The organism is Bacillus cihuensis (assembly GCF_000504145.1).
In the GTDB taxonomy this organism is placed as follows: Bacteria; Bacillota; Bacilli; order Bacillales; family DSM-1321; genus Peribacillus; species Peribacillus huizhouensis.
The window spans coordinates 524,288-547,694 of record NZ_AYSD01000010.1; the positions used below are offsets into that span (position 1 = coordinate 524,288).

A 23,407-nucleotide genomic window follows, 5' to 3' on the forward strand; every position below is an offset into this window, starting at 1 on the left:
TATGATTTATGAAATTTGGAATCTTCGCCAACCTTGCTGGACCAGGACGACACGATGAGTATTACAAGGTTCTAGATGAAGCCCGTGAACAAGCTATTTACTGTGATGAAAATGGGTATGATTCAATTTGGTACACCGAGCACCACTTTGGTCATGAAGGCAATGAATTAATATCTAACCCAATTTTAATGGGGGCTGATATTGCAGCTCGTACAAAGCGAATTCGAATTGGACAAGCTGCCAATGTTGCAACTTTCTGGCACCCGCTTCGTTTGGCAGAAGATATTGCCATGCTTGACCAACTGAGCAAGGGCCGTGTAGAAGTTGGTTTAGCTCGAGGATTATACGGAAGAGAAGCGGCTAATCTAAACTCATTGGCTGATCCAAAAAACCAAGAGCAAAACCGGGCACTGTTTGAAGAAACGTTAGAGATTTTACAGAAAGCTTGGTCGAATCGTTTCTTTTCACATGAAGGCGACATTTATCAATTTCCTCCTAAAGGATTGAAATGGAGTCATCCAATGAGCCCAGCAACACCGGATTTTATGGACATGGAAAAAGGTGAAATTAATAAAATCTCGCTTATGCCTAGACCATATCAGGAATCACTGCCTTTGTGGCAAGTAATAGATTCTCCTCGTTCAATTGAATGGGCGGCAGAGAATAATATTAAAGGCATGTTTTGGATGCCGACTGTTAAAGAATTGAAAGGGCGTTTTGAACTATATCGTGAAAGGGCTTCCAAAGCTAGAGGCTATGATGTACCGCTTGGTCAAGACATCGCTTTGGTTCGCGATGTGTATGTTGCTGAAACAATGGAACAGGCTCGTCAAGATGCTGCAGAAGCAGTATTAAACAACTATCGCTGGATTTGTCATTGGAGAGGACTTAGCAATCTCATGGATCCAGGGGAAAAAGTAAAAGATGGACAAGAGTTGAATTATGATTTCTTGCATCCAAGGAATTTATTATTTGGTACACCAGACTATGTAGCAGAAAAAATTCAAGAGTTACAGGAAGAACTCAATTTAGAAACTTTACTACTTTGGGTGAACCACAATGGTTTACCGCATGAAAAAATGATGAAAAGTTTGAAATTGTTCACTGAAGAAGTTATGCCAAAATTCACAAAAACTAAACTGGGGGTTATGTAAATGTTGGAAATTCGCAAAGTGTATACAGCCGTTGAAGAAACACGTATTGAAGGTGGTAAGAAAGTAGATAATCCGATCAAGATGATAACAACGATGGCAGTCATCAAAAATCCTTGGATTGATAGAGGATATGTTGAAAACTTAAAGCCGGAAATTGATGAATATGCACCGGAAATAGGCGAACTATTAGTTGCTGAGTTATTTAAGCATATTGGTTCACCTGATGAAGTAGAAGCATTTGGCAAGGCAGCAGTTGTAGGAGTGGATGGGGAAATTGAACATGCTTCAGCATTTATCCATACATTAAAATTCGGCAATAAATTCCGTGATGCTGTGAAAGGAACGAGTATTTTAAGTTTTACGAATAAGCGAGGCGGTGCAGGCTCCGCTGTAATGATTCCAATGGTACATAAAACTGACGAGTCTGAGCGTTCTCACTTTGTAACTTTTGAAGCAGCTATTCCTGATGCACCAAGAGCGGATGAGATTGTTGTCGCAATCGGGATTTCTACAGGAGGACGTCCACATCCTAGAACAGGCAACCGCCATCAAGACATGATTGAAATGGGGCTGGTTTAATGCCAATAGCATTACATGGAAAAGATTCGATTCATTATGAAGAAAAAGGAATTGGTGAATCGCTCATTCTAATTCATGGTGTTGGCCTAGATCATACTATGTGGGAAAAGCAAGTTGAAGACTTGTCGAAACATTTCCGTGTTATCGTATATGACATGGTTGGGCACGGAGGATCTGAGCATCCTCCGGGTCCTTATTCCCTAGCACAGTATGTCGAGCAATTAGCAGCACTTATGGATTACTTACAGGTGGAGAAAAGCCATATTATAGGCTTCTCAATGGGTGGTATGGTCGCTCAAGCATTCGCATTGAAGTATAAGAAAAAAATGAAAACGTTAACAATCATGAGTGCCGTTGCTAATCGTACGAAAGAACAGCGAAAAGCCATATTAGCAAGAGTTGGAGAAGTGAAGGTACAAGGACCAACTGTCTCAATTGAACCAGCCATTCAACGTTGGTTTAATCATGATTTCTTAAATACCCAGAAAGAAACAGTTGATAGGATTCGGACAAGGCTCCAAACAAATGAACCTTTATCATATTTAGCAGCTTATACACTTTTTGCAACTGCAGATGAAGAACTATGGCCGCAGCTTCAGCAAATCGAGCTTCCAACCTTAATTATTACAGGTGAGGATGATATTGGATCTAATCCAGAAATGGCAAGACAGATGCACGAACAAATTGCCCAGTCAGAAATGGTGATTGTACCGAATATGAAACATATGTTACCGATCGAAGGGGCCCAATTTGTAAATGATACGATCCGAATGTTTATAGATAAGCAAAAGGATTAGCGGTATAAGGGGGAGCGAAAATGACAGAGCTCAAAAAATATCAAATGTATATAAATGGAGAATGGGTAGAATCAGCTAGTGGTGAATATTTCGATAGCTATAACCCTGCAACCGGTGAAGCATGGTGCCAAGTCGCAAAAGGGAACGCTGAAGATGTTGATCGTGCTGTTCAATCTGCTCATAATGCTTTCTTGCATTCAGGGTGGGTGAATATGACATTCACAGAACGAGGGCGTCTTGTTAGAAAGCTTGGAGAGCTGATTGCTGAACATGCTGAAGAGCTTGCGGAAGTTGAAACACTTGATAACGGAAAATTAATTCGTGAAATGCGTGGTCAAGTAAAGTATCTGCCTGAATTTTTCTATTACTATGCAGGCCTTGCAGATAAAATTCATGGAAGAACCTTACCAATTGATAAAAATGATATGTTTGCTTTTACATCAAAAGAACCGCTTGGAGTAGTAGCAGCTATTACACCTTGGAACTCTCCTCTTTATTTAACAACATTGAAATTAGCGCCCGCTCTTATTGCAGGGAATACAATCGTTATTAAGCCTTCTGAAATGACCTCGGCATCTCTCTTAGAATTAGTAAAACTAGTAGAGAAAGCTGGATTTCCGCCTGGGGTCGTAAATGTAGTTACGGGCTTTGGAATGCCTGTCGGGGACTCGCTTACTTCACATCCTCTTGTAAGGCGCATTGCCTTTACTGGTGGATCGGAATCTGCTCGTCATATTGTCAGAAATTCGGCACAAAACTTTGCACAGGTATCACTTGAACTCGGAGGAAAATCACCTAATATCGTATTTGAGGATGCCAACCCAGATAATGCAGCGATGGGAATTATAGCAGGAATCTTTGGTGCCTCAGGACAAAGTTGTGTTGCTGGTTCTCGTGCATTTTTACATGTAGATATTTACGATAAAGTCATGCAAAAACTCGTTGATCGTGTGTCGCAAATTAAAATTGGTGATCCATTTCAAAATGAAACTGAAATGGGGCCATTGGCAACGCAAGCACAATTGGAGCGTGTTGAGAAATATGTGTCTATCGGGTTGGATGAAGGGGGCAAACTTGTTCACGGTGGAAAAAGGCCTAAGCAATTAGAAAAAGGTTGGTACTTTGAACCTACTATCTTCGAACACACTGATAACAAGTCACGTATTACCAAAGAAGAGATTTTTGGTCCTGTCTTAAGTGTTATTCCTTTTAAAGATGAAGCTGAAGTTATTCAATTAGCCAATAGTACAGATTACGGATTAGCAGCTGGGATTTGGGTAAGTGATATTGCAAAAGCTCATCGGGTGGCAAAAGCGATCCGTGCAGGGATCGTATGGGTGAATACATATCGTAGTATATCACCGATAGCGGCAATTGGCGGTTCTGGTTTAAGTGGCTATGGCAGAGAAGGCGGATATGAAGCCATTCATGAATATATGCAAGACAAAGTGGTTTGGATCAATACATCCTCTGAACCCATTCCTGATCCGTTCATCATGAGGTAAATATTAATAGGTAAAAATCACTTTATAAGTAAGGGCTATTAATAGGAGGGAAAATGTAATGAAGTTACTGGGGATTTCAGGAACAATAACTGGTTCAAAAACAAAAGTTGTGATTGAAAAGGCATTGGAAGAAGTAAAGAAAAATCATCCTGATATCGAAATCGAATTGCTTGATTTGAAAAAGTATGATGTTCAGTTTTGTGATGGTCGTGATCCATCAACATATACAGGGGACACTAAAGAAGTAATTGATATCGTAGCATCAGCGGATTTTTACATAATTGGAACACCGATATTTCAAGGATCACTAACAGGAGCTCTGAAAAACTTGTTTGATTTAGTACCTCCTGCGATTTTTCGAAATAAAGTGATGGGCTTTATTGCTACTGGCGGAACGTACCAACATTATTTAGTGATTGAGAATCAGCTAAAGCCAATTGCAGGTTATTTCCGTGCATTCGTTGCACCAAGTTCTGTTTATGCACATAATGATCATTTCAGTCCGCAAAACGAACTAGTTGATGAGAATGTATTAGAACGTGTATCTTTGCTAAGTGAAGAAGTCGTTTTTATGCAAAAAGCATTAAAAAACACGAATCAAGTGACACAAGTCATTTGATCGAGAGACCTTTATTGACAAATGATATAAGGATGAAATAAGAAACTGTTTATCTTCATGAAAACAACATGTTTTGACATAAGAAAATTTCTAAATACAGTGCTAGATAGCAAGGAGTGAATAAATTGCTATTAGATGTAGAAGAGACCATACACTTAACAGATTTATCGTTTATTAATGTTTGTAATGAAAACTACGGAGTTAATAGAGGTGTTTTTAATACAATAGATGCTTGGTTTTACAAGCAAGGCATTCGAAACGTTTTAGAAAGACGTAATCGTATATTATTTTTTCTTGAATTTATTAAGGGAAATTCTAAATTGGAAAATAACCGCTGTAAATTTGGTCAAGGTGGATTAATCATAAAATTAGAAGAATATTATTTTCAAAGAATAGAATCGCCGAGTTTTAAAAATTGCCTCTAATCTGTAGGTGAGAAATACAAAGAGGGAAGGGTGACCAACGAGCATGACAACGATAAACAATGTAATAAAAAAACAATTACTTATTAATGGGTCATGGATGGATGCAAAAGAATATAGTCCACTTCGTTCTCCATACTCTGGAGAAGTCTTAGCTGAAATCCCAATGGCTACAGAAGAAGAAACTGACCAAGCTATCGAAGCAGCGCAAAACGCTACGAAAATCATGGCCAAAATGCCAGCTCATCAACGTGCAAAAGTGTTGGAAACATTGGCTCAACTTCTTGAAAAACGTGCAGAGGAAGCTGCTCAAATTATATCGATGGAATCAGCCAAGCCAATTAACACAGCTAAGGGTGAAGTGGATCGAACCATTGAAACCTACAAGTTTGCAGCTGAAGAAGCAAAACGAATTCACGGCGAAACACTTTCAATGGATGCGGCACGAGGCGGCGAAAACAGACTTGCCTACACGGTACGTGAACCAATTGGAGTAATCGGAGCTATTACACCTTTCAATTTCCCTATGAACTTGGTTGCTCACAAAGTAGGTCCAGCCATTGCAGCAGGAAATACAATTGTTCTAAAGCCAGCTAGCCAAACACCGCTTTCCTCGTTGTTCTTGGCCGAACTATTGCAGGAAGCAGGATTGCCTAAAGGAGCATTAAATGTGGTTACGGGTGGAGGCAGAGTGGTGGGCGACAAGTTGGTCACCGATTCTAGAGTAAATATGATTACCTTTACAGGTAGCCCAGCTGTTGGAATTGGTATCAGCAATAAAGCAGGGTTAAAACGTGTGACATTAGAATTAGGATCCAATGCAGCTGTTATTATTGATAAAGGAGTAGACATTGATAAGATTATCTCTCGATGTGTAATGGGAGCATTTTCGAACCAGGGACAAGTATGTATCTCATTGCAAAGGATATATGCTCATGAAGAGGTTTATGATCGTTTTGTTGAAAAATTTATCGAAGCAACTAAATTATTAAAAGTAGGTGATCCACTTAATCCGGAAACGGATGTTTCCGCTTTGATTTCCCAAAATGATGTTGATAGAACTCTTAATTGGATTGAGGAGGCGAAACAAAGTGGAGCTAATATTGCAACAGGCGGGTTTAGGGAAGGCAATATTCTTCATCCGACCGTCATATTAGATGCTGACTCGCACTTAAAAGTGTCGTGCCAAGAAGTGTTTGCTCCAATCGTTCTAATCAACAAGATCCAAACGGTGGAAGAAGCAATTAATTTGGTCAATGACTCTAAATATGGCCTGCAAGCAGGAATTTATACGGACAATGTCCATACAGCGCTAGATGCAGCAGAAAATTTACAAGTTGGTGGAGTGATGATCAACGATGTTCCGACATTCCGTGTTGATAATATGCCTTACGGTGGAGTGAAGGAAAGCGGTACAGGCCGTGAAGGATTGAAATATGCAGTTGAAGAAATGACAGAAATGAAGCTAATTGTTTGGAACCGGAATTAAGGAGTGAAGAAGTATGCCTTACTATGCAGCGATGTTACACATGATAGATCCCAAAAAAAATACTGAAGTGCGTCCACGTCATATCGAATATTTAGACGATCTTGATAAAAAAGGGAAAATTTTTGCAAGAGGACCATTCTTGGACGGTTCAGGTGGACTTGTAGTGTATATTGCCGATTCGATTGAGGAGGCTCTATCACTAGCGGAAGATGATCCGCATATCGTCGAGGGCGCACGTCGACTTGAGCTTAAAGAGTGGCTAGTCGTCTGAAAGAATGATGAAGATATGACAAAGAGTGCGTGTATCGTGACAACGCTTTTCTGATTGGCCAATTAGGGAAGCGTTAACCCTTATTAACGGTGGGGAATTAAGTTAATAAGAAGATTGCTTAATAAAATAGAAAACCTGTACTTTGGATCCAGAATCCAAATTTATTTATCTGGTAACTGGCATGGTACATGGTAATTTATTCTATTGTTGGTATTAAATTCAGAAACTCCATAATTGATATGTAGCGAAAAACAAAAGGCTGAAGTAAAAGAGTAAAAGGTATTTAGGAGTGAGTGGTAATGGATATGAAAAAAACAGCTCTTCTATTGATTGATCTTCAAAAAGAAAGTGGCACATCAAATGTTGTTGGAATGAATGATATTGTTAAAAACGCTAAAACTCTTGTGAGTATATGCCGCAATCATGGGATTCCAATCATTTACACTCGCCATATTAGCAGAGCAGATGCTATTGGCCTGGCAAATAAAGAACCAGTAAATGAAAATGGGGAACCTATCTATTATCATTCTGGCACGGATACGATTGAGATTATCGATGAAATAAAGCCTCAGGAAAATGATATCATTGTGGATAAATACCGATACAGCGGTTTCTATGAATCAAGCCTAGATTTGATGCTTAAAAGTTTAGATGTTAAACATTTAATAATTGGAGGAGTTCTCACAGATTGTTGTGTATTGGCTACAGTGTTAGATGCTTATTATCGTGATTACCAAGTAAATCTTGTTAAGGATATTTGCGGTACGACAACGACAGGAGCACATATGGCAGCAACATTAATGATGGCCAATTGGATCTATGATCTTAAAGTATACGATACTACTCATATAGTAAAGAGGCTTATAGGAGAAGAACACCATGGCTGGGAGGCAACATGTCCAGATCAACTTCAATTTTCTCCTAATAATCTTAAAGAAATCTATTCAAAGTTATCATTAGAAAAACTTTGATAAATAGCTATTTTCCATAATGAGAAATAATATGGTTTTAAGTTCAGCTAAGGTGAACTTAAGTTTCTTGCCCACTCTTTATGGATTAGCTTTTATAAGAAGATGAAAACGATTACAAGGAGGAGTTTTATGAAAGTTGAAACTCGAAGTATAGAATACATTCCAGCTAATGAGCGGCACGGAAAGGCAAAAGATTTATTTCCAATCTGGTTTGGCGCCAATATGAATATCACTACACTTGTTTCAGGCTCGTTGCCAATAATGTTAGGACTTAATTTGTTCTGGAGTGTTGTTGCGATCGTAATTGGTTCGCTCATTGGTGCCATTTTTATGGCATCCCATTCTGTACAGGGTCCTAAGCTGGGAATACCACAGATGATTCAAAGTAGAGCTCAGTTTGGGGTCATCGGCGCAATTATACCTTTATTCCTTGTCATGTTTATTTATTTAGGCTTTTTCGCCAGTAATACACTGCTTGCAGCTCAAACCATAGGTGATATACTTCCAATTAACCAAACTTGGAATATAGTCATAATCGGTGCTATTTGTTTTGTAGTTGCACTTTATGGATATGATTTAATTCACAAAGTCCAAAAATGGTTCTCGGCCGCATCGTTGCTTATTTTTTTGATTATGACCTATATTGTTTTTCAGTTGCCAGTACCACAAGAACAATGGTTACCTACTAATATTGACGTGTCAGCGTTTTTTCTTTCGGTTAGTATTGCTGTTACTTGGCAGCTATCTTATGCTCCATATGTTGCAGATTACTCAAGGTATCTTCCAGAAGATACACCACCTGCAAAAACGTTTTGGTATAGTTATTCTGGGACCGTGATTGGAGCTGTCTGGATGATGGTATTAGGAGCGGTATTGACAATAGCGATTCCTAATTTCATGGATAATACTGGTGGTAATTTAGCATCGCTATATGGTAGCTTTGCAATCCTTATGTATGTTTTGATTGTTTTTGGACAACTTGCTATTAATGTTTTTAATCTTTATGGAGCATTTATGTCATCGGTTACGACTATTGAACCGTTTATTAAATTCAAAGTTACACCAAAAGTACGGATGGGCTTCTTGCTAGGCATTACATTCCTTGCAACAATTTTATGTATTGTGGGACAAGGAAATTTTCTCGAGTTTTTCTTAAATTTTATCTTTTTTATGAGTTATTTTTTGATACCGTGGACTTCAATTAACTTGGTCGATTATTATCTATTGCGCCGAGGCGAATATAGTGTTAAAGATATTTTTGACCTTAATGGACAGTATGGCAAGGTCAATTGGATTGCTTCCTTTGCATTCGTAGTTTCAATCATTGCTGAGATTCCTTTTATTAATGCTTCCTTTTATGTAGGACCAGTTGCAAAAGCACTTAATGGGGCAGACTTAGCTTGGGCTGCAGGATTATTTTTGCCCGCCATTTTATATTATTTCCCAATGAAACGGAAGATTAGAAACACGATTACTGGATCTGAATTCCATCAGTTAGATGTTAAAAAGGTAGAAAAATTATAATTCCGTTTTTTTCTAAAGTGAAAGGCTGATTTGGAAGCCTCTATTTTGCAGATGAGTTAGCCTTCCCTTTTAGTACGAAACAAAATTCAAAATACGTGAATGGTTAAATTAACAACAAATGAACTAGCAAATAAATATTGATTCAATTTATTAGATATAGACCGTTTTACCAAGTGAGAGGATTTTTTTTAAACTTCTTCCTTTATCCGATTAAAATTCTGAAAATTCAAACAAAAGGGGAAAATATGTCAACTTTACGTGAAGAGTCATTAAATATGCATAAAGAAAAGCAAGGTAAGCTAGGTGTACATTCGAAAGTCCAAGTACAAAATGCGAGGGATCTAAGTCTTGCTTATTCTCCGGGAGTTGCAGAGCCTTGCCGCGAAATTCATGCTGATGAAAGTAAAGCGTATGATTATACGATGAAAGGGAATCTTGTTGCCGTTATTTCCGACGGTACAGCTGTACTTGGTCTAGGTAATATCGGACCGAAAGCGGCCATGCCTGTTATGGAGGGAAAAGCATTATTATTTAAAACTTTCGCAGATGTTGATGCATTTCCGATATGTTTAGATACAACAGATGCAGACAAGATTGTTGAAGCTGTTAAATTATTGGAGCCTACTTTTGGAGGAGTGAATTTAGAAGATATTGCTGCCCCTAAATGCTTTGAAATTGAAGAGCGGCTACGAAAAGTATGTAATATTCCAATTTTCCATGATGACCAGCATGGAACGGCTATTGTAACCGCTTCGGGATTACTAAATGCTCTGAAACTAGTTGACAAAAGAATAGGAGAGATTCGTGTTGTAGTAAACGGTTCCGGTGCTGCTGGGGTGGCCATTGTTAAATTGCTTCTCCATATGGGCGTAAAAGACGTCATTTTATGTGATACAAAAGGCATCATTTATGAAGGACGCCTAGTTGGAATGAATCCATTTAAGGAGGAAATGGCCTATATCACTAATAAAGAACAAATAGTTGGGACATTGGGAGATGCTCTTGTGGGAGCAGATGTGTTTGTAGGTGTGTCTGCAGCAGGGGCTGTTACGAAAGACATGGTTCGTTCCATGAATCGTGACCCGATTATTTTTGCAATGGCAAATCCAATGCCAGAAATTATGCCGGAAGAGGCGAAGGAAGCGGGAGCTTTGGTAATAGGGACAGGTCGTTCAGATTTTCCAAATCAGGTCAATAACGTACTTGCATTCCCTGGTATCTTTCGAGGGGCTTTGGACGTACGAGCGAAAGAAATAAATGAAGAAATGAAACTGGCAGCTGTTTACGCAATTGCAGAATTAATAACTGATGAAGAGCTTCATGCTGATTATGTCATTCCAAATCCATTCGACCCTAGAGTAGCTGCTTGTGTAGCAGAAGCTGTAGCGAAGGCTGCAATAGAAACGGGTGTTGCACAAAAAATTAGAGATGTAGCAGAAACTAAAGGTGTCTAATATCCTTAGCGCAAGAAAAATAGATTATTAATAAATCTAGAAGAAATAAAACTATATTTTATTAACCAAATTATACTACGAAAAGCGTAAGCTATAGGTTGTTGAGATAATTTTTCTCAACAACTTATTTTTATCAACCAGCAGATTGGATAAATAATAATCTAAAATCCTGTTATATATTTTTTCATTTGACGTTCTAATGGAACGTGTCATACTTGTAGAATCACAGAGTTTCCAAATGCGTTGTGAACGGCTAGAAAAGTAGAAATCTAAATTAGAAGTTAAAAGTGAGGAGAAAATAATGAACTACTATAGTCCAAAAGAAATTGCGGACATATCTATTCAAAAAGGTCTTGAAAAGGTAAATCTATCTAATGTATCTCTTGCAGTTTTAGGTTTTTTAGGCGGAGCTTTTATTGCATTTGGATTTCTTGCCTATATTCGAGTAACTGGAACCATGCCTCATGAATGGGGAAGTTTAGTCACTTTTATAGGAGCAGCTGTTTTCCCAGTCGGATTAGTATTGATCTTATTAGGGGGAGGAGAATTGATTACTGGAAACATGATGACATTGAGTATCGCTTACTTTGCAAAAAAAGTTACATTATTTCAGTTAATACGTAATTGGTTCCTAATTGCATTATTTAATCTGTTGGGCGCATTGTTTGTTGCCTATTTTTTTGGGCATTTTGTCGGTCTAACAGAGGGAGCCTTTTTAGAAAAGACCGTCTCAACTGCGCAAGCGAAAGTGAAAGATCCATTTTGGGTCGCTTTTGTTTCAGGAATAGGGTGTAACTGGCTTGTAGCTATGGCAGTATGGTTATGTTATGGAGCGAAGGATTTCTTTGGAAAAATTTTAGCGATTTGGATCCCAATCACGACTTTTGTTTTAATAGGATTTCAACACGTGGTTGCTAACATGTTTATTATCTCAGCTGCTATCTTTTCAGGAAATCTATCATGGGTTGAACTATTATTGAATATGATTCCAGTATTTTTAGGAAATGCTGTTGGCGGAGCAATCTTTGTAAGTTTCTTATATTTTCTCGTATATAAAAAAGGTGATGTTAAAATGGAAGGACGTTCTGTTGAAGAAGACAGGAGAAAAATTGGGTAATTTTATTGTGATACACCTAAATAATTTCAAATCATAAAAAAATCGTTGATGACATATGAGGTTAAAAATATAAGAAGGGGGTACGTCAAGAGGGTCTATTCTCGCACTCTCTAAAATAGTACGTAGTGTTTCATACACTTATCTTTTAGATGTTGCGGGATCTGACCCTTTACTTTTGGTACCCTCTTCTACGTAAGTTACTTTAGTAGATTTTGAATAACATAATTTGTTAAGTTGGGAACGATTTCAAGAGAATATGTCATTTCCATTCTCTCCAGTTTTTTATGCGCATCTACCCCATATGGTCCTATATTAATTACAGGTACATTTAATTTGCGTATGTCTTGATAATTCACGTAGTGTTTTGTACCCCAACAAGGGTTATTTTTAGAAACGGCATTAATTCCTTCTTCATCATCACTTAGAGCAACAAAACTCATATCAGAAATGTATGGGAAGAAGTTTCTCGTTACAATTGGGTATGGATATTTAGGTTGTACCATCTCCACAGCTTGGTCTAATGCATCAATTAATAATTGTTCATCATCAGTTTTCCCTGTCAATTCAACCCTAGGAGAATATAGAGAGGAGTAAAATAAGATGATTGCAGGATCTTTATCTTTCATCCATTTCCAAGCTTCTTCAACCACTCTAGCGGCAAACATACGATTATCTAGTTCAGTGTTTGATAATAGATTTTTTTTGAACGCATTCATATGTGTCACAAATTTTTCGCCATTCTCCTGAATCAATAATTGCTCGATTTCCTCGTAAGTAAAAACTCTTGGTTGCCAATGAATCGGCATATAGGGCTCTTTGCTTATCGCACAGTATTGCTTAAATCTTTCTTCAAATAAAGAAAGGGAATTGCTAAAGGCAATCATTGCTTGTTCCTTCAGCTTTGAAAGGACCTCTTTAGGTGACCATGAATGGATAAAAAAATTATAATAGACATAGGCAGATAATGCAGTTTGAACAGTATAAGACGGTTTTAAGTCCATTTGTTTTAATGAAACCGGCGGAACGGTTGTTTCACCGTAAGCTTCGTTACAAAGTTCAGGATTATAATTAATTTGCTTTGTCAGCTCAGCAGCAATAAAGTTAGGATCCAGTCCCTCGAAGCAGGAGCCTACATGGGTTTCTGCACCGGTAATAAAGAAGGATGGCAAAAGCTTTCCGACTGTCCCTTTATAAATATAACGGTTTTCGTCGCCCTCATATCGAGCTGAAACAAAATCTGCATTTATCGCTGCCGTATAATGAAATCCATGTTCTTCTTTCCAGCTATTTAAAGTTTTTAACGCTGAAAGTATGCCGTGCGAGCTATCCTCCTCGTCACATTCTGCAAGGAAGATCATGTTTCCATCTAATTGTTCAGGATGCTCTGAATAGTATTTTAAGAGGTATAGATTACTTGCTACTCCGCTTTTCATATCAAGGACACCACGTCCGAATAACCAATCACCTGAGTCTAAATGATTTTTAGCTGCAGCAGGAAGGTTCTCATTTTTTAGAGTGTTCATTAGTTCATCTGGGTTACACGCTTGTTGCTTGAGTTGATTAAAATCATCAATGCCAACGGTATCCATATGTCCCATTAGAATAACAGTTCTGTTACTACTTCCTTTTGTCCCTTTTACAAAGGCTAGTACATTATACCTTTCATGTTCATCATCAATGGTTTGTTCCAAATGAATTTGAGAAGGATTAAGAGAAAAATATGGAAAAGAAGAGACCCATTTAAATAATGATTGGGCAATCGCTTTTTCGCCATTTGTATTTACAATACTTTCAATCTGAACAAGTTGTTTTGTAAAAGCTAATACTTCCTCTCTGCATGTCAACATAGGTTTGTCTCCTTTTTACTAGAGTGTTATTGTAAAAATGTATAACACTGGATAAATAAACGTCAAGTATTATCGAAATACTTCGATTTTTCCAACTTTTTGTTGTTTTATACGACGTCGTTATATATAATATAAATTATCTGAATAAAACAAATATTTATCCCTCATCTTTTAGAGTTTTAGATGAGGTAGAGGTCGCTATTTATATTAGTATCCTATTGGAGATTCTGTGAAATCTATGAAAATAGGAAAAAGGATAAATTGCCGAAGCTTCTGAAATCACTGTGTTCAGAATTGCTGGGGCTGCACTCGAATAGGGACAGCACTGTCACAATATGAAAAAATTGTGGAGAACTATCTTTACTAATGCTTATGAATGAGGGTGTGCAAGCGCTGTCATATCCTGAAGACAGCGTTTTCATTTTGTTGATGGACTTTGATTGATTTAGCAGTGTCTATTTTAAAAAAGGGGGTACTATTAAATGAAAAAAATGATGATTCTCATAGCGGCATCCATGCTAATTCTTTTGTCAGCATGCGGAAGCAAACAGGAAAGTGGAACAGAAAAGACGGGGAAGGCTGAAAATACGGAGATGGGGCTAGTTAAAGAGGGGAACTTAACCTTTTCCATGACGGGGATATATCCACCATTAAATTTTAAAAAAGATGGAAAATTAACTGGGTTTGATGTAGAAATTGGAACGGAAATTGCCAAAAGAATGGGACTGGAAGCGAATCCTGTAACCAATCCATGGGAAACGATTATTCAAGGTTTAAAAGCGAAAAAATACGATGCCATCATTGGGAGTATGACAGCTACACCAGAGCGTGATAAGCAGGTTGACTTTACAGAGCCGTACTATTTATCTGGGGCTCAAATTTTTGTAGCTGAAGGTAGCACGATTCAATCGAAGGATGATCTAAAAGGGAAAACAATTGGTGTTATTCAAGCAAGTACATGGAAGGATCTGGCGGATGAACTATCTGATAAGGTAAAGGGATATCCAGTTGATACAAATGCTCTTCAAGATTTGGAGTTAGGTCGTCTTGACGCTGTGATAACAGATAAAATTGTTGGCTTAAATGCTCAAAAGGAAAAAGGGTTAAAAATTAAACCAGTTGGCGAATTGCTAAATGAGGATCGAGTAAGTGTTGCAGTTAATGAAGGAAACACTGAGCTTAAAGAAAAAATTAACGAAGCGATTCAATCAATGGTCGACGATGGAACGTATGAAGAAATTAGTATGAAATGGTTTAATAGAAATATTTTGGAAAAGTAAAGTCTGGCAATACACTTTTTTTCTAAGGAGGCTGATTGAGAAATCATGGATTTTTTGCATAATATTATTGGCATCCTGAATGAACATGGAATTGCTTTTTTAAAGGCTACATGGATTACAATATCAATCACCGGTGTTTCGCTATTCTTTGGAACAATTATTGGCATCGTCTTTGCAGGGTTTAAAATTTCGTCCATTAAATTCTTAAATAGAATTTCTGATATTTATGTTGGAATCATTCGGGGAACACCGTTGATTGTTCAGATCATGTTTCTTTATTACGGAATAGCTAGTATTGTAACTTTGGATAGTTTTACGGCTGGAGCATTAGCATTAGGCATACATACAGGTGCCTATATTTCGGAAATCTTTAGAGGGGCAGTGCAGTCCATTGATCGCGGTCAAATGGAGGCAGCCAGATCGTTAGGAATGTCCTATTCACTGTCGATGAGAAGAATTATTTTTCCGCAGGCTTTCAAAAGGTCCATTCCGCCACTTGCCAATCAGTTCATAATTAGCTTAAAGGATTCATCCCTTGTTGCTTACATATCTGTTATTGACTTGTACAATACAGCTCTTAGTGTACAAGGCGAAAACTATATGCCGTTTGAAACTTATTTTGTAGTAGGCCTCTATTATTTAGTAATCGTCCTTATTTTTACATGGTTTACAAATCGTTTAGAGAAAAAAATGGATGTAAGTAAACCGAAGGAGGTTCGTATTGCGTGATAGAGATTACTAATCTTTCAAAATCTTTTGGTCCTCTTAACGTATTAAAGAGTATTGACTTGAAAATAAAAGAACAAGAAGTTGTCGTACTAATCGGTGCTAGCGGATCGGGTAAAAGTACATTGCTTCGCTGTTTAAACTTTTTGGAAGTAGCTGAGAACGGTGAGATTAGCATTGATTCAGAAAAAGTTATCCCACAGAAAACGAACTTGAATAAAGTAAGAGAAAAAGTGGGTATGGTGTTTCAACATTTCAATTTATTCCCTCATAAAACTGTTTTAGAAAATATTATCGAAGCCCCTATCTTTGTAAGAGGAGAAAACAAAGAAGAGGCGAGGGAAAAAGCGAGGATTCTCCTGAAAAAAGTAGGATTACAAGATAAAGCTCATTTTTATCCTGATCAATTATCTGGAGGACAAAAGCAGCGTGTGGCAATAGCGAGAGCATTAGCAATGGAACCTAAAGTGATGCTTTTTGATGAACCAACCTCAGCTTTGGATCCTGAACTTGTTGGAGAAGTTCTTCAAGTGATGAAGGAGTTAGCTCGTGAAGGAATGACGATGGTCATTGTGACACATGAAATGGGGTTTGCAAGAGAAGTTGCTGATCGTGTCGTCATGCTTGCCGACGGAAATATTATAGAAGAAGGACATCCTGATGATATTTTTACAAATCCTAAACATGAGCGTACACAAAGGTTTTTAAACCAGCTATTATAGATTTATCAAGAATGATAATGAAGGAACTGTTTTGGTTTTCTTTCTCTTAAGAAGATCAAAGGCACCTCTGAGAAAAACTTAAAAAATATCGAATAACACTTTCGTTACAGTGAAGGTCGCATATCTATTCACAAACAAAAACGCTTAGAGAATGATCGCTCTGAGCGTTTGAATTATTGTTTCCCCCATTAACTTAAAGCTCATTCATTACTCGAAGAAAAAATCAAAGCATTCTCTTTCTTGCTATTAGTTTCTGAATGACAACCCATTTTCCTTCAAAGCATTTCTAAGTTTAGGTAAAGAAGCCGGTCCCATACCATGAAATTGCAAAATCTCTTTTTCACTATATTTAGATAGATCCTGTAAAGAAGTTATCCCATTGTTTTCTAATGCTCGTCTTGCTGGTGCCGAGAGCAATGAAAGAAATCCATTAGTGGGTCTCCGTTCTTGTTCACAAGTCGGACAGGTTGGACAATCGCTGCTTTTATAATAGGTATGTCCATTGTTGCAAGTCCTCGCATTTTTTTCTGATGTTGTCATTTTAAAATGTCTCCTTTTTTATGGAAAAGGGCCGGGGCTTCGCAAAATCGGATCTGCACCTCTACCTTAATTAAGTGATGTCATTTGAGAACCTGAACCTTTTTCATCGTGTTAGTTGGGTTTTAGATACTCATGTTTGTTCTTCTAAAGAAATACTCTTCAAACTTGCCATTTTCCTGCTTACATTACTTCCATGGATATCTTATCTCGACAATCCCACTCTTATTTTCACAAGGCTCTTTTCGTAAAGATTGTTGTTTTTAGCAAGAAACCAATTCGAACAGATGTTGATCTTCGTTACAGATGCGAGACTCCTGCGGGAAAAGCGTGTTGAGGGAGACCCCGCAAGTGCAAAGCACTGAGGAGGCTTCTGAGACCGCCTCTACAACGGAAATCAACCCGGGTTATTAGTGTAAAAATGATTGAAAAGCAACAAAGTATGTGAAAACAGCCTTTCACAAAAACAAATATCCTACTCTCCTTTTATGGTCGAACGAATACCATCATTAATTACTAATGTAACAACTTGAATATCAAGATGTCAAAGCTAGAACAGTAATAGGCAATCAACTTTACTTAAAAGGCGCTAACTCCCTGTGGAAACGGTATAATAAATTGGCAGAAGTAGACATTAAAAAAGGAATGTAGTGTGTTTTGGAATGTACAAAAGTCAAAAGAAGAAAAGGAGAAACTATGACAACGAGTAAAGAAATAGGGTGGAACTTAGACAATAGTTATGCCCGTCTGCCGAAATCATTTTTTTCTAGCATCAACCCAACTCCTGTGCGCTCACCGAAATTGATTGTTCTTAATAATCAGTTGGCAACATCTCTGGGGTTAAACATTCAGGCGCTACAAAGCGAAGAGGGTGTAGCAGTGCTTGCTGGAAACCAGATACCTGAAGGTGCCAAGCCTCTTGCTCAAGCTTACGCTGGGCATCAATTCGGTCATTTTAACATGTTGGGGGACGGCAGAGCGGTGCTGTTAGGCGAGCAGATTCTGCCTCAAGGTGAGAGGATGGATATTCAGCTTAAGGGTCCAGGGAGAACACCATACTCCCGCGGAGGGGATGGTCGCGCGGCACTTGGACCGATGCTACGTGAATACATTATCAGTGAAGCTATGCATGCATTAGGTATTCCTACGACCCGTAGTTTAGCAGTGGTGACAACTGGTGAGTCAGTATTCCGTGAAACCGAGCTACCTGGTGCAATTATGACTCGTGTGGCTGCCAGTCATCTGCGTGTCGGTACCTTTCAATACGTTGCACAATGGGGAACAGTTGAAGAACTAAGGATTCTGGCTGACTACACAATAAAGCGTCATTATCCAGACATTGAAGCTGATGAGGACCGCTATCTATCCTTACTGCAAGAAGTGATCAAGTCTCAGGCTGAGCTTATTGCCAAATGGCAACTAGCTGGCTTTATCCATGGAGTGATGAACACTGACAACATGACCATTAGTGGAGAAACAATCGATTATGGTCCTTGTGCCTTCATGGATACCTACGACCCAGCTACGGTATTCAGTTCGATTGACATGCAAGGCCGCTATGCCTATGGTAATCAACCGTATATGGCCGGGTGGAATCTTGCCCGATTTGCTGAATCCCTATTGCCTCTATTGCATGATGATCAGGAGCAGGCTCTCAAACTAGCCCAGGCTGAGATTGCTAATTTTATGGAGTTGTATCAGGGAAAATGGCTCGCGGGAATGAGAGCGAAATTAGGGATGTTTAACGAAGAGACAGAAGATGAAGCCTTGATCAATAGCCTCCTCATTCTGATGCAGAAGCATCATGCGGATTATACGAATACCTTTTCGGCATTAACATTTGATAAACAGGAAGATACAGTCCTATTTGGCTCTCCGGAATTCACTCAATGGTATGAAATGTGGCAGGCAAGATTAAGTAGACAACAGGAATCGAAGGACTCCGTAAATCAGTTGATGCGAAACAGCAATCCTGCTATAATCCCACGAAATCATCGGGTAGAAGAAGCATTAGAAGCGGCTGTGCAAGGAGATTATAGTGTGATGGAGCGGCTTTTGGATGTTCTGTCAAACCCTTACGCACACTCCACCGAACAGGCTGAATACTCCACACTTCCGGTGTCAGCAACTCCTTACCAAACCTTTTGCGGTACTTGATATATAAGCATTTTTATCAAACCATTGACGGATTTTCAAGATAATGCTACCTCTTTTAAAAGGTAGCATTATTTTTCTTCAATGTGATTTAAAGGTGATCGAAATGCAAGGTGAGATAGAATTTGGTTTTTACATCAAACCCTGTTTTCAGAGATAGCTTTAATAGTTTATAAAGTTCTCTAATCATAGAAAATCCCACTGCTTGAAGTTTCACTTTATCACCGTTGATTACAAAAATTATAGTTGTTCTTTTTAAAGTAAGGTTCTCGACATCTAAAACAGGCTGTGGTAAGTATCATGAATATAAATTCTGATTGTTTTGGGTTTAGATTTTCGGGAAGGTTTAAACAGCATTCTAAACAAAAGTCACCCTAGAAAAAAGAGAAGCAAATAGGAAACTTCGAGTTAGAATAGCTCGAAGCATAAAAATATGAATACCCCTGCTTAAGCATGTTATTAGACAGGTAAACTTTAATTATTAAGTAAGATTATTGGAACAAATTGAACGCCTCTTTATTTATTTCCTGGAGCGGGCTGGTCCACACCCTTTACATGATGACGATGTCCGTTGTTTTCTGTTGTGTAAAAATCATAATAATGAACATGCATTCCATTTCCTACAGGAATAGCAGGACCCGAATATGCCTGGTAATGATGAGTATGCCCATCTTCAAAGACCACATAACCTTCAGTGTAATGAACATGGTTATCATTCTCAATTTTAATAGGAGGTGAAGTAACATCTAAACATTGATGAACATGGCCATCACTGACAGATGTATAATCAACGGACCCATGATTATGGTTCGGCACAAACCCCTGAACAAAATCATCCTTACTAACCATCCTAAGCCCTCCTAACTATCAATTTTTCAATATATAGGATATTAATTTGTCACTTTCACTCATTTTCTTAGGGTTCAATCTTTCTTCCGATCCTTTAATGATGTAAAGGAAATACCTTTTTTCAAGTAATACATGGTAAGTAAAAAGAAGATAAATGGCACTGCAAAATCTAACACATTTGAACTAACTCTTATTTTTCTGCCTTGTTTTAATGTATTGCCGTTTTGTTGATGACATTCCTAAAAATTAGTGGAGATATGTGCTTTCCATGAGATTACTAGAAAAATTAAAATGCATAATTAGGGCTGGAATCAGCTTTTAATCTGGCACTTAGAGAAATCGGTATACTAGTTTAGGCTTGGGGCCATACCGATTATGATGAGATCTGGGGCATCGTCTAGCTCCGCTACGAGATAAACAAATGGCATAATTACCACATATAAACCACTAATTGTCAGTGCACAGAATTTGATATCCTCTAAATATTTAACAGACAATTCAGTCAATGGAGCCTAAAAGTTTAAATGCCTGATATAATGCAACGAAAAACGGTACCACTGATTCTGGCTCCACACCGCCACCATTGTGATTAGGCGTTTTAACGCTATAGGAGTTTTGTATAGAGAGGTATAAACTTTACTCTGGATAGACAAATTAAATATAAATTTCCAGCCTGCACGGAGAAAAGATAAGCAATGGAACGGGTGTATGCGCTAGTTCACATTTTCTAGTGGAGCGTGGCAAGGTATCATATTCATTTTTTCCTATCCTTACTATTCAGCATACAAGGAACCTTCTGGTGAAATGATCCTTGGAAAAGAGGTAGAGTTGATGAATGTAAAAAGTAGTAAGAAATCTAGAATGGGTGTAACCCTAGGGGCTACTTCAGCTGTTGCTTGGGGAGTAGATACGGTGATTATTGGCATAATAATAGCTAGTACACCTTTTAAACAGGCTGTTGGCCTTGCTCCCATTATAGCCGCTTTTATGCATGATTTTTTCTCTGCTCTATGGGTATCCTTATTTATGATTGTAAAAGGTGAATTTATTAATGTATTAAAGTTGTTTAAAACAAAGAGCGGAGCAATTTTAATATTGGGAGCATTGTCCGGTGGTCCTTTGGCAATGACCTTTTATTTTCTTGGTATTCAATCTGTAGGTGCAACTTATGCGGCAAGCATTGCTTCGATATTCCCTGGGATAGGTGCTGTGCTTGCTTTCTCTTTTTTGAAGGAAAAAATGAACAAAAGAACGTGGTTAGGCGTTCTTTTAAGTATCATCGGAGTAATAATATTAGCCTATGTGCCATCGAAGTTTAACGTCAATAGTCATTTTTTTATTGGAATATTGTTTTCATTAGGTGCTGCCGTATTTTGGGGACTTGAAGGGGTGATCGGTGCTTGGGGAATGAAAGGAAAAGAAGTCATTCCTTTATATGCAATTAATATAAGACAGATGACCTCTGCACTTTGTTATGGAATATTAATTGTACCATTTATTCAAGGATATCCTTTAGCATTTCAGGCAGCATCATCTAACATCGTATGGCTAATTGTCATAGCGGGTTTATTAGGTTTTGCCAATTATTCTTTATACTACACGTCAATTAATTTAATCGGTGCTGCTAGGGGGCAATCGCTTAACAATACTTATGTTTTTTGGGCTATAATAACGGAAATCTTATTTATTGGTACCCCTATTACTTTGCAATTTGTTATTGGTGCGTTAATTGTACTTTCAGGTTCTATTCTCGTTTCAGGAAACGTAAAAAATTCAAAGTGTTGATTAGTACCTGATAAAAGACATTGAAGACACTATCTCTATGCAAGATGATGTGTCTATACTCAAAAAAGCCTGCAGCAATCTGCAGGCTTTTTTAAGGATCATTTTTTTAAAAGTTCAAGTGCTTCTCCGAATTCCTTATCAATTTCAGCATTTGGTCGATACGTCGCAAGACTTACAAAGTATGTAACGATCCAACAGATGATGAAACCTGGAACAATTTCATAAATCGTATTAGTTAATGAAGCAACATTTCCCCAAATCATAACGGTGATCGCACCTGCAACCATTCCCCAAAGGGCACCTATAGTTGAAATCTTCCGCCAGTATAGAGAAAGTAAGATGACTGGGCCGAATGAAGCACCGAACCCTGCCCATGCGAACGATACGATTTTCAAAATGGATTCGTCATTTGGCCAAGCGAGCGCCCCTGCAATAATCGATACGACAAGGACAGCCATTCTTCCTAAAAATACGTATTGTTTATCTGTTGCATCTGTCTTGATCACCGCTTTATACAAGTCTTCAATTAGTGCTGATGACGTGACAATCAGCTGTGAAGAAATTGTACTCATAACTGCTGCAAGGACCGCTGCAAGCATAATTCCCGCAATGAACGGGTGGAAGATGATTTGTCCGAGAACAATAAACACGGTTTCCGGATCAGCAAGTGTAGCGTTATGCTGCTGATAATAAGCAACCCCGATAAGTGCTGTTGCAACAGCACCAAAAAGGCTGAGGAACATCCAGGCGATTCCGATACGACGGGCGTTTTTCACTTCTTTAACCGAACTGATTGCCATAAAACGGACAATAATATGTGGTTGACCAAAATAGCCAAGCCCCCATGCGACCGCTGACAAAATTCCGAGGAAGGAAGCGCCTGACACGAAGTTCAATAATTGCGGATTAACCTCTCTGATGCTCGTTGCTGTTTCTGAGAGTCCACCTGTAAAAAATAACCCAACTATTGGGATAAGTATAAGTGCAAAAAACATAATAAGTCCTTGAACAACGTCTGTATAGCTAACCGCTAAAAATCCACCAAACAACGTATAGAAAATAACGACGGCAGATACGATCAAAAGACCAACGTGGTAGTCAAGTCCGAATGAGCTAAGGAAAAACTTCCCTCCTGCAACCATTCCGGAAGATACGTAGAAAGTAAAGAAAATAAGAATAATGATAGCTGAAGCAATCCGTAATAGACGCGATTTATCTTTCAGACGACTTTCCAAGTAACTTGGAATCGTAATGGAATCATTCGACACTTGCGTATAGGCGCGAAGACGTGGGGCAACGAGTACATAGTTCAAATACGCACCGACCGTCAGCCCGATTGCTATCCAAGCTTCAACAAGGCCGCTCAAATAGATTGCACCCGGAAGACCCATTAGTAACCAACCCGACATATCGGCAGCGCCAGCACTGAGAGCCGTAACCATGGGTCCAAGAGAACGTCCGCCAAGCATATAGTCTGTTAGGTTAGATGTACGTTTAAATGCATACCAACCGATGAAAACCATAGCAGCCATGTAAATAATAATCGCTGTTAATTGGTACATTTCATTGGACATAATAAATCCTCCTTTTCACTAAGTATTTTCA

General features: G+C 38.4%; 21 protein-coding genes, 1 pseudogene and 1 riboswitch. Of the genes and pseudogenes, 17 read left to right on the forward strand and 5 right to left on the reverse strand.

The annotated features are described in order from the left end of the window. Positions 1-8: 8 nt before the first annotated feature. The 12 genes from V179_RS0102315 to V179_RS0102370 all read left to right on the forward strand — a co-directional run bounded on the left by V179_RS0102315 (position 9) and on the right by V179_RS0102370 (position 11,902). Positions 9-1,154 (forward strand): LLM class flavin-dependent oxidoreductase, encoded by a 1,146-nt coding sequence (locus V179_RS0102315; protein WP_028390092.1) that lies wholly within the window; start codon positions 9-11, stop codon positions 1,152-1,154. Continuing rightward, entirely contained in the window at positions 1,155-1,733 is a 579-nt protein-coding gene (locus V179_RS0102320; protein ID WP_028390093.1) for an amino acid synthesis family protein, read from the forward strand. It abuts the gene before it with no gap. After that, positions 1,733-2,530, forward strand: a complete 798-nt coding sequence (locus V179_RS0102325; RefSeq protein ID WP_028390094.1) for an alpha/beta fold hydrolase — start codon at positions 1,733-1,735, stop codon at positions 2,528-2,530. Before V179_RS0102320 ends, V179_RS0102325 begins: the two co-directional genes overlap by 1 nt. A 20-nt stretch (positions 2,531-2,550) precedes the next feature. Next, positions 2,551-4,035, forward strand: coding sequence for an aldehyde dehydrogenase (locus tag V179_RS0102330; protein WP_028390095.1), 1,485 nt, complete (start codon positions 2,551-2,553; stop codon positions 4,033-4,035). 58 nt (positions 4,036-4,093) lie between these two features. Further along, positions 4,094-4,654 (forward strand): NADPH-dependent FMN reductase, encoded by a 561-nt coding sequence (locus tag V179_RS0102335; RefSeq protein ID WP_028390096.1) that lies wholly within the window; start codon positions 4,094-4,096, stop codon positions 4,652-4,654. A gap of 125 nt (positions 4,655-4,779) precedes the next feature. After that, entirely contained in the window at positions 4,780-5,079 is a 300-nt protein-coding gene (locus V179_RS26890) for a hypothetical protein (RefSeq protein WP_034300229.1), read from the forward strand. Between the two features lie 43 nt (positions 5,080-5,122). Further along, positions 5,123-6,565 (forward strand): aldehyde dehydrogenase family protein, encoded by a 1,443-nt coding sequence (locus tag V179_RS0102345; RefSeq protein ID WP_028390097.1) that lies wholly within the window; start codon positions 5,123-5,125, stop codon positions 6,563-6,565. A 13-nt stretch (positions 6,566-6,578) separates the two neighbouring features. Further along, entirely contained in the window at positions 6,579-6,836 is a 258-nt protein-coding gene (locus V179_RS0102350) for a YciI family protein (protein ID WP_028390098.1), read from the forward strand. Between the two features lie 299 nt (positions 6,837-7,135). After that, on the forward strand, positions 7,136-7,807 hold the full coding sequence (locus V179_RS0102355) for a cysteine hydrolase family protein (RefSeq protein WP_034300231.1): 672 nt from the start codon (positions 7,136-7,138) through the stop codon (positions 7,805-7,807). Positions 7,808-7,936: 129 nt separating this feature from the next. Then, positions 7,937-9,331: a purine-cytosine permease family protein gene (locus V179_RS26895; RefSeq protein ID WP_051404799.1), complete on the forward strand. Its 1,395-nt coding sequence runs from the start codon at positions 7,937-7,939 to the stop codon at positions 9,329-9,331. A gap of 245 nt (positions 9,332-9,576) precedes the next feature. Further along, the gene (locus V179_RS26900) at positions 9,577-10,785 is read left to right on the forward strand and encodes an NAD(P)-dependent malic enzyme (protein ID WP_034300233.1); all 1,209 of its coding nucleotides are present in this window, start codon (positions 9,577-9,579) and stop codon (positions 10,783-10,785) included. Positions 10,786-11,086: 301 nt separating this feature from the next. After that, entirely contained in the window at positions 11,087-11,902 is an 816-nt protein-coding gene (locus tag V179_RS0102370) for a formate/nitrite transporter family protein (protein ID WP_028390100.1), read from the forward strand. A 197-nt stretch (positions 11,903-12,099) separates the two neighbouring features. Here the strand turns inward: V179_RS0102370 and V179_RS0102375 are convergent, their stop codons facing one another. Further along, positions 12,100-13,749, reverse strand: coding sequence for a M20/M25/M40 family metallo-hydrolase (locus V179_RS0102375; RefSeq protein ID WP_028390101.1), 1,650 nt, complete (start codon positions 13,747-13,749; stop codon positions 12,100-12,102). 181 nt (positions 13,750-13,930) lie between these two features. Then, a riboswitch (Lysine riboswitch) is annotated at positions 13,931-14,114 on the forward strand. A 117-nt stretch (positions 14,115-14,231) separates the two neighbouring features. Here V179_RS0102375 and V179_RS0102380 point away from each other — a divergent pair. The 3 genes from V179_RS0102380 to V179_RS0102390 are packed head-to-tail and all read left to right on the forward strand — an operon-like array spanning position 14,232 to position 16,477. Beyond that, entirely contained in the window at positions 14,232-15,029 is a 798-nt protein-coding gene (locus V179_RS0102380; protein WP_028390102.1) for an ABC transporter substrate-binding protein, read from the forward strand. Positions 15,030-15,074: 45 nt separating this feature from the next. Continuing rightward, positions 15,075-15,758: an amino acid ABC transporter permease gene (locus tag V179_RS0102385; RefSeq protein ID WP_028390103.1), complete on the forward strand. Its 684-nt coding sequence runs from the start codon at positions 15,075-15,077 to the stop codon at positions 15,756-15,758. After that, positions 15,755-16,477 carry an amino acid ABC transporter ATP-binding protein gene (locus tag V179_RS0102390; protein ID WP_028390104.1) on the forward strand — a complete coding sequence of 241 codons (723 nt, stop codon included), beginning with the start codon at positions 15,755-15,757 and terminating at the stop codon, positions 16,475-16,477. The genes V179_RS0102385 and V179_RS0102390 overlap by 4 nt, the downstream gene beginning before the upstream one ends. A gap of 246 nt (positions 16,478-16,723) precedes the next feature. Here V179_RS0102390 and V179_RS0102395 read toward each other — a convergent pair whose 3' ends face one another. Further along, a complete protein-coding gene (locus V179_RS0102395) occupies positions 16,724-17,017 on the reverse strand; it encodes an RNA polymerase alpha subunit C-terminal domain-containing protein (protein WP_028390105.1) in 294 nt (97 codons plus the stop codon). A 693-nt stretch (positions 17,018-17,710) separates the two neighbouring features. Here V179_RS0102395 and V179_RS0102400 point away from each other — a divergent pair. Next, complete coding sequence (locus V179_RS0102400) at positions 17,711-19,171, forward strand: protein adenylyltransferase SelO (RefSeq protein WP_028390106.1); 1,461 nt, start codon at positions 17,711-17,713, stop codon at positions 19,169-19,171. A 513-nt stretch (positions 19,172-19,684) separates the two neighbouring features. Here V179_RS0102400 and V179_RS0102405 read toward each other — a convergent pair. Together V179_RS0102405 and V179_RS29535 are read right to left on the reverse strand one after the other, a co-directional pair. After that, positions 19,685-20,017 carry a YmaF family protein gene (locus V179_RS0102405; protein WP_028390107.1) on the reverse strand — a complete coding sequence of 111 codons (333 nt, stop codon included), beginning with the start codon at positions 20,015-20,017 and terminating at the stop codon, positions 19,685-19,687. 359 nt (positions 20,018-20,376) lie between these two features. Beyond that, positions 20,377-20,578 (reverse strand): annotated as a pseudogene (locus V179_RS29535) (DUF2975 domain-containing protein); the annotation flags it as partial. A 270-nt stretch (positions 20,579-20,848) separates the two neighbouring features. Here V179_RS29535 and V179_RS0102410 point away from each other — a divergent pair. Next, positions 20,849-21,802, forward strand: coding sequence for a DMT family transporter (locus V179_RS0102410; protein WP_028390108.1), 954 nt, complete (start codon positions 20,849-20,851; stop codon positions 21,800-21,802). Positions 21,803-21,900: 98 nt separating this feature from the next. Here the strand turns inward: V179_RS0102410 and putP are convergent, their stop codons facing one another. Beyond that, positions 21,901-23,376, reverse strand: a complete 1,476-nt coding sequence (putP, locus tag V179_RS0102415; RefSeq protein ID WP_028390109.1) for a sodium/proline symporter PutP — start codon at positions 23,374-23,376, stop codon at positions 21,901-21,903. Positions 23,377-23,407 lie beyond the last annotated feature (31 nt).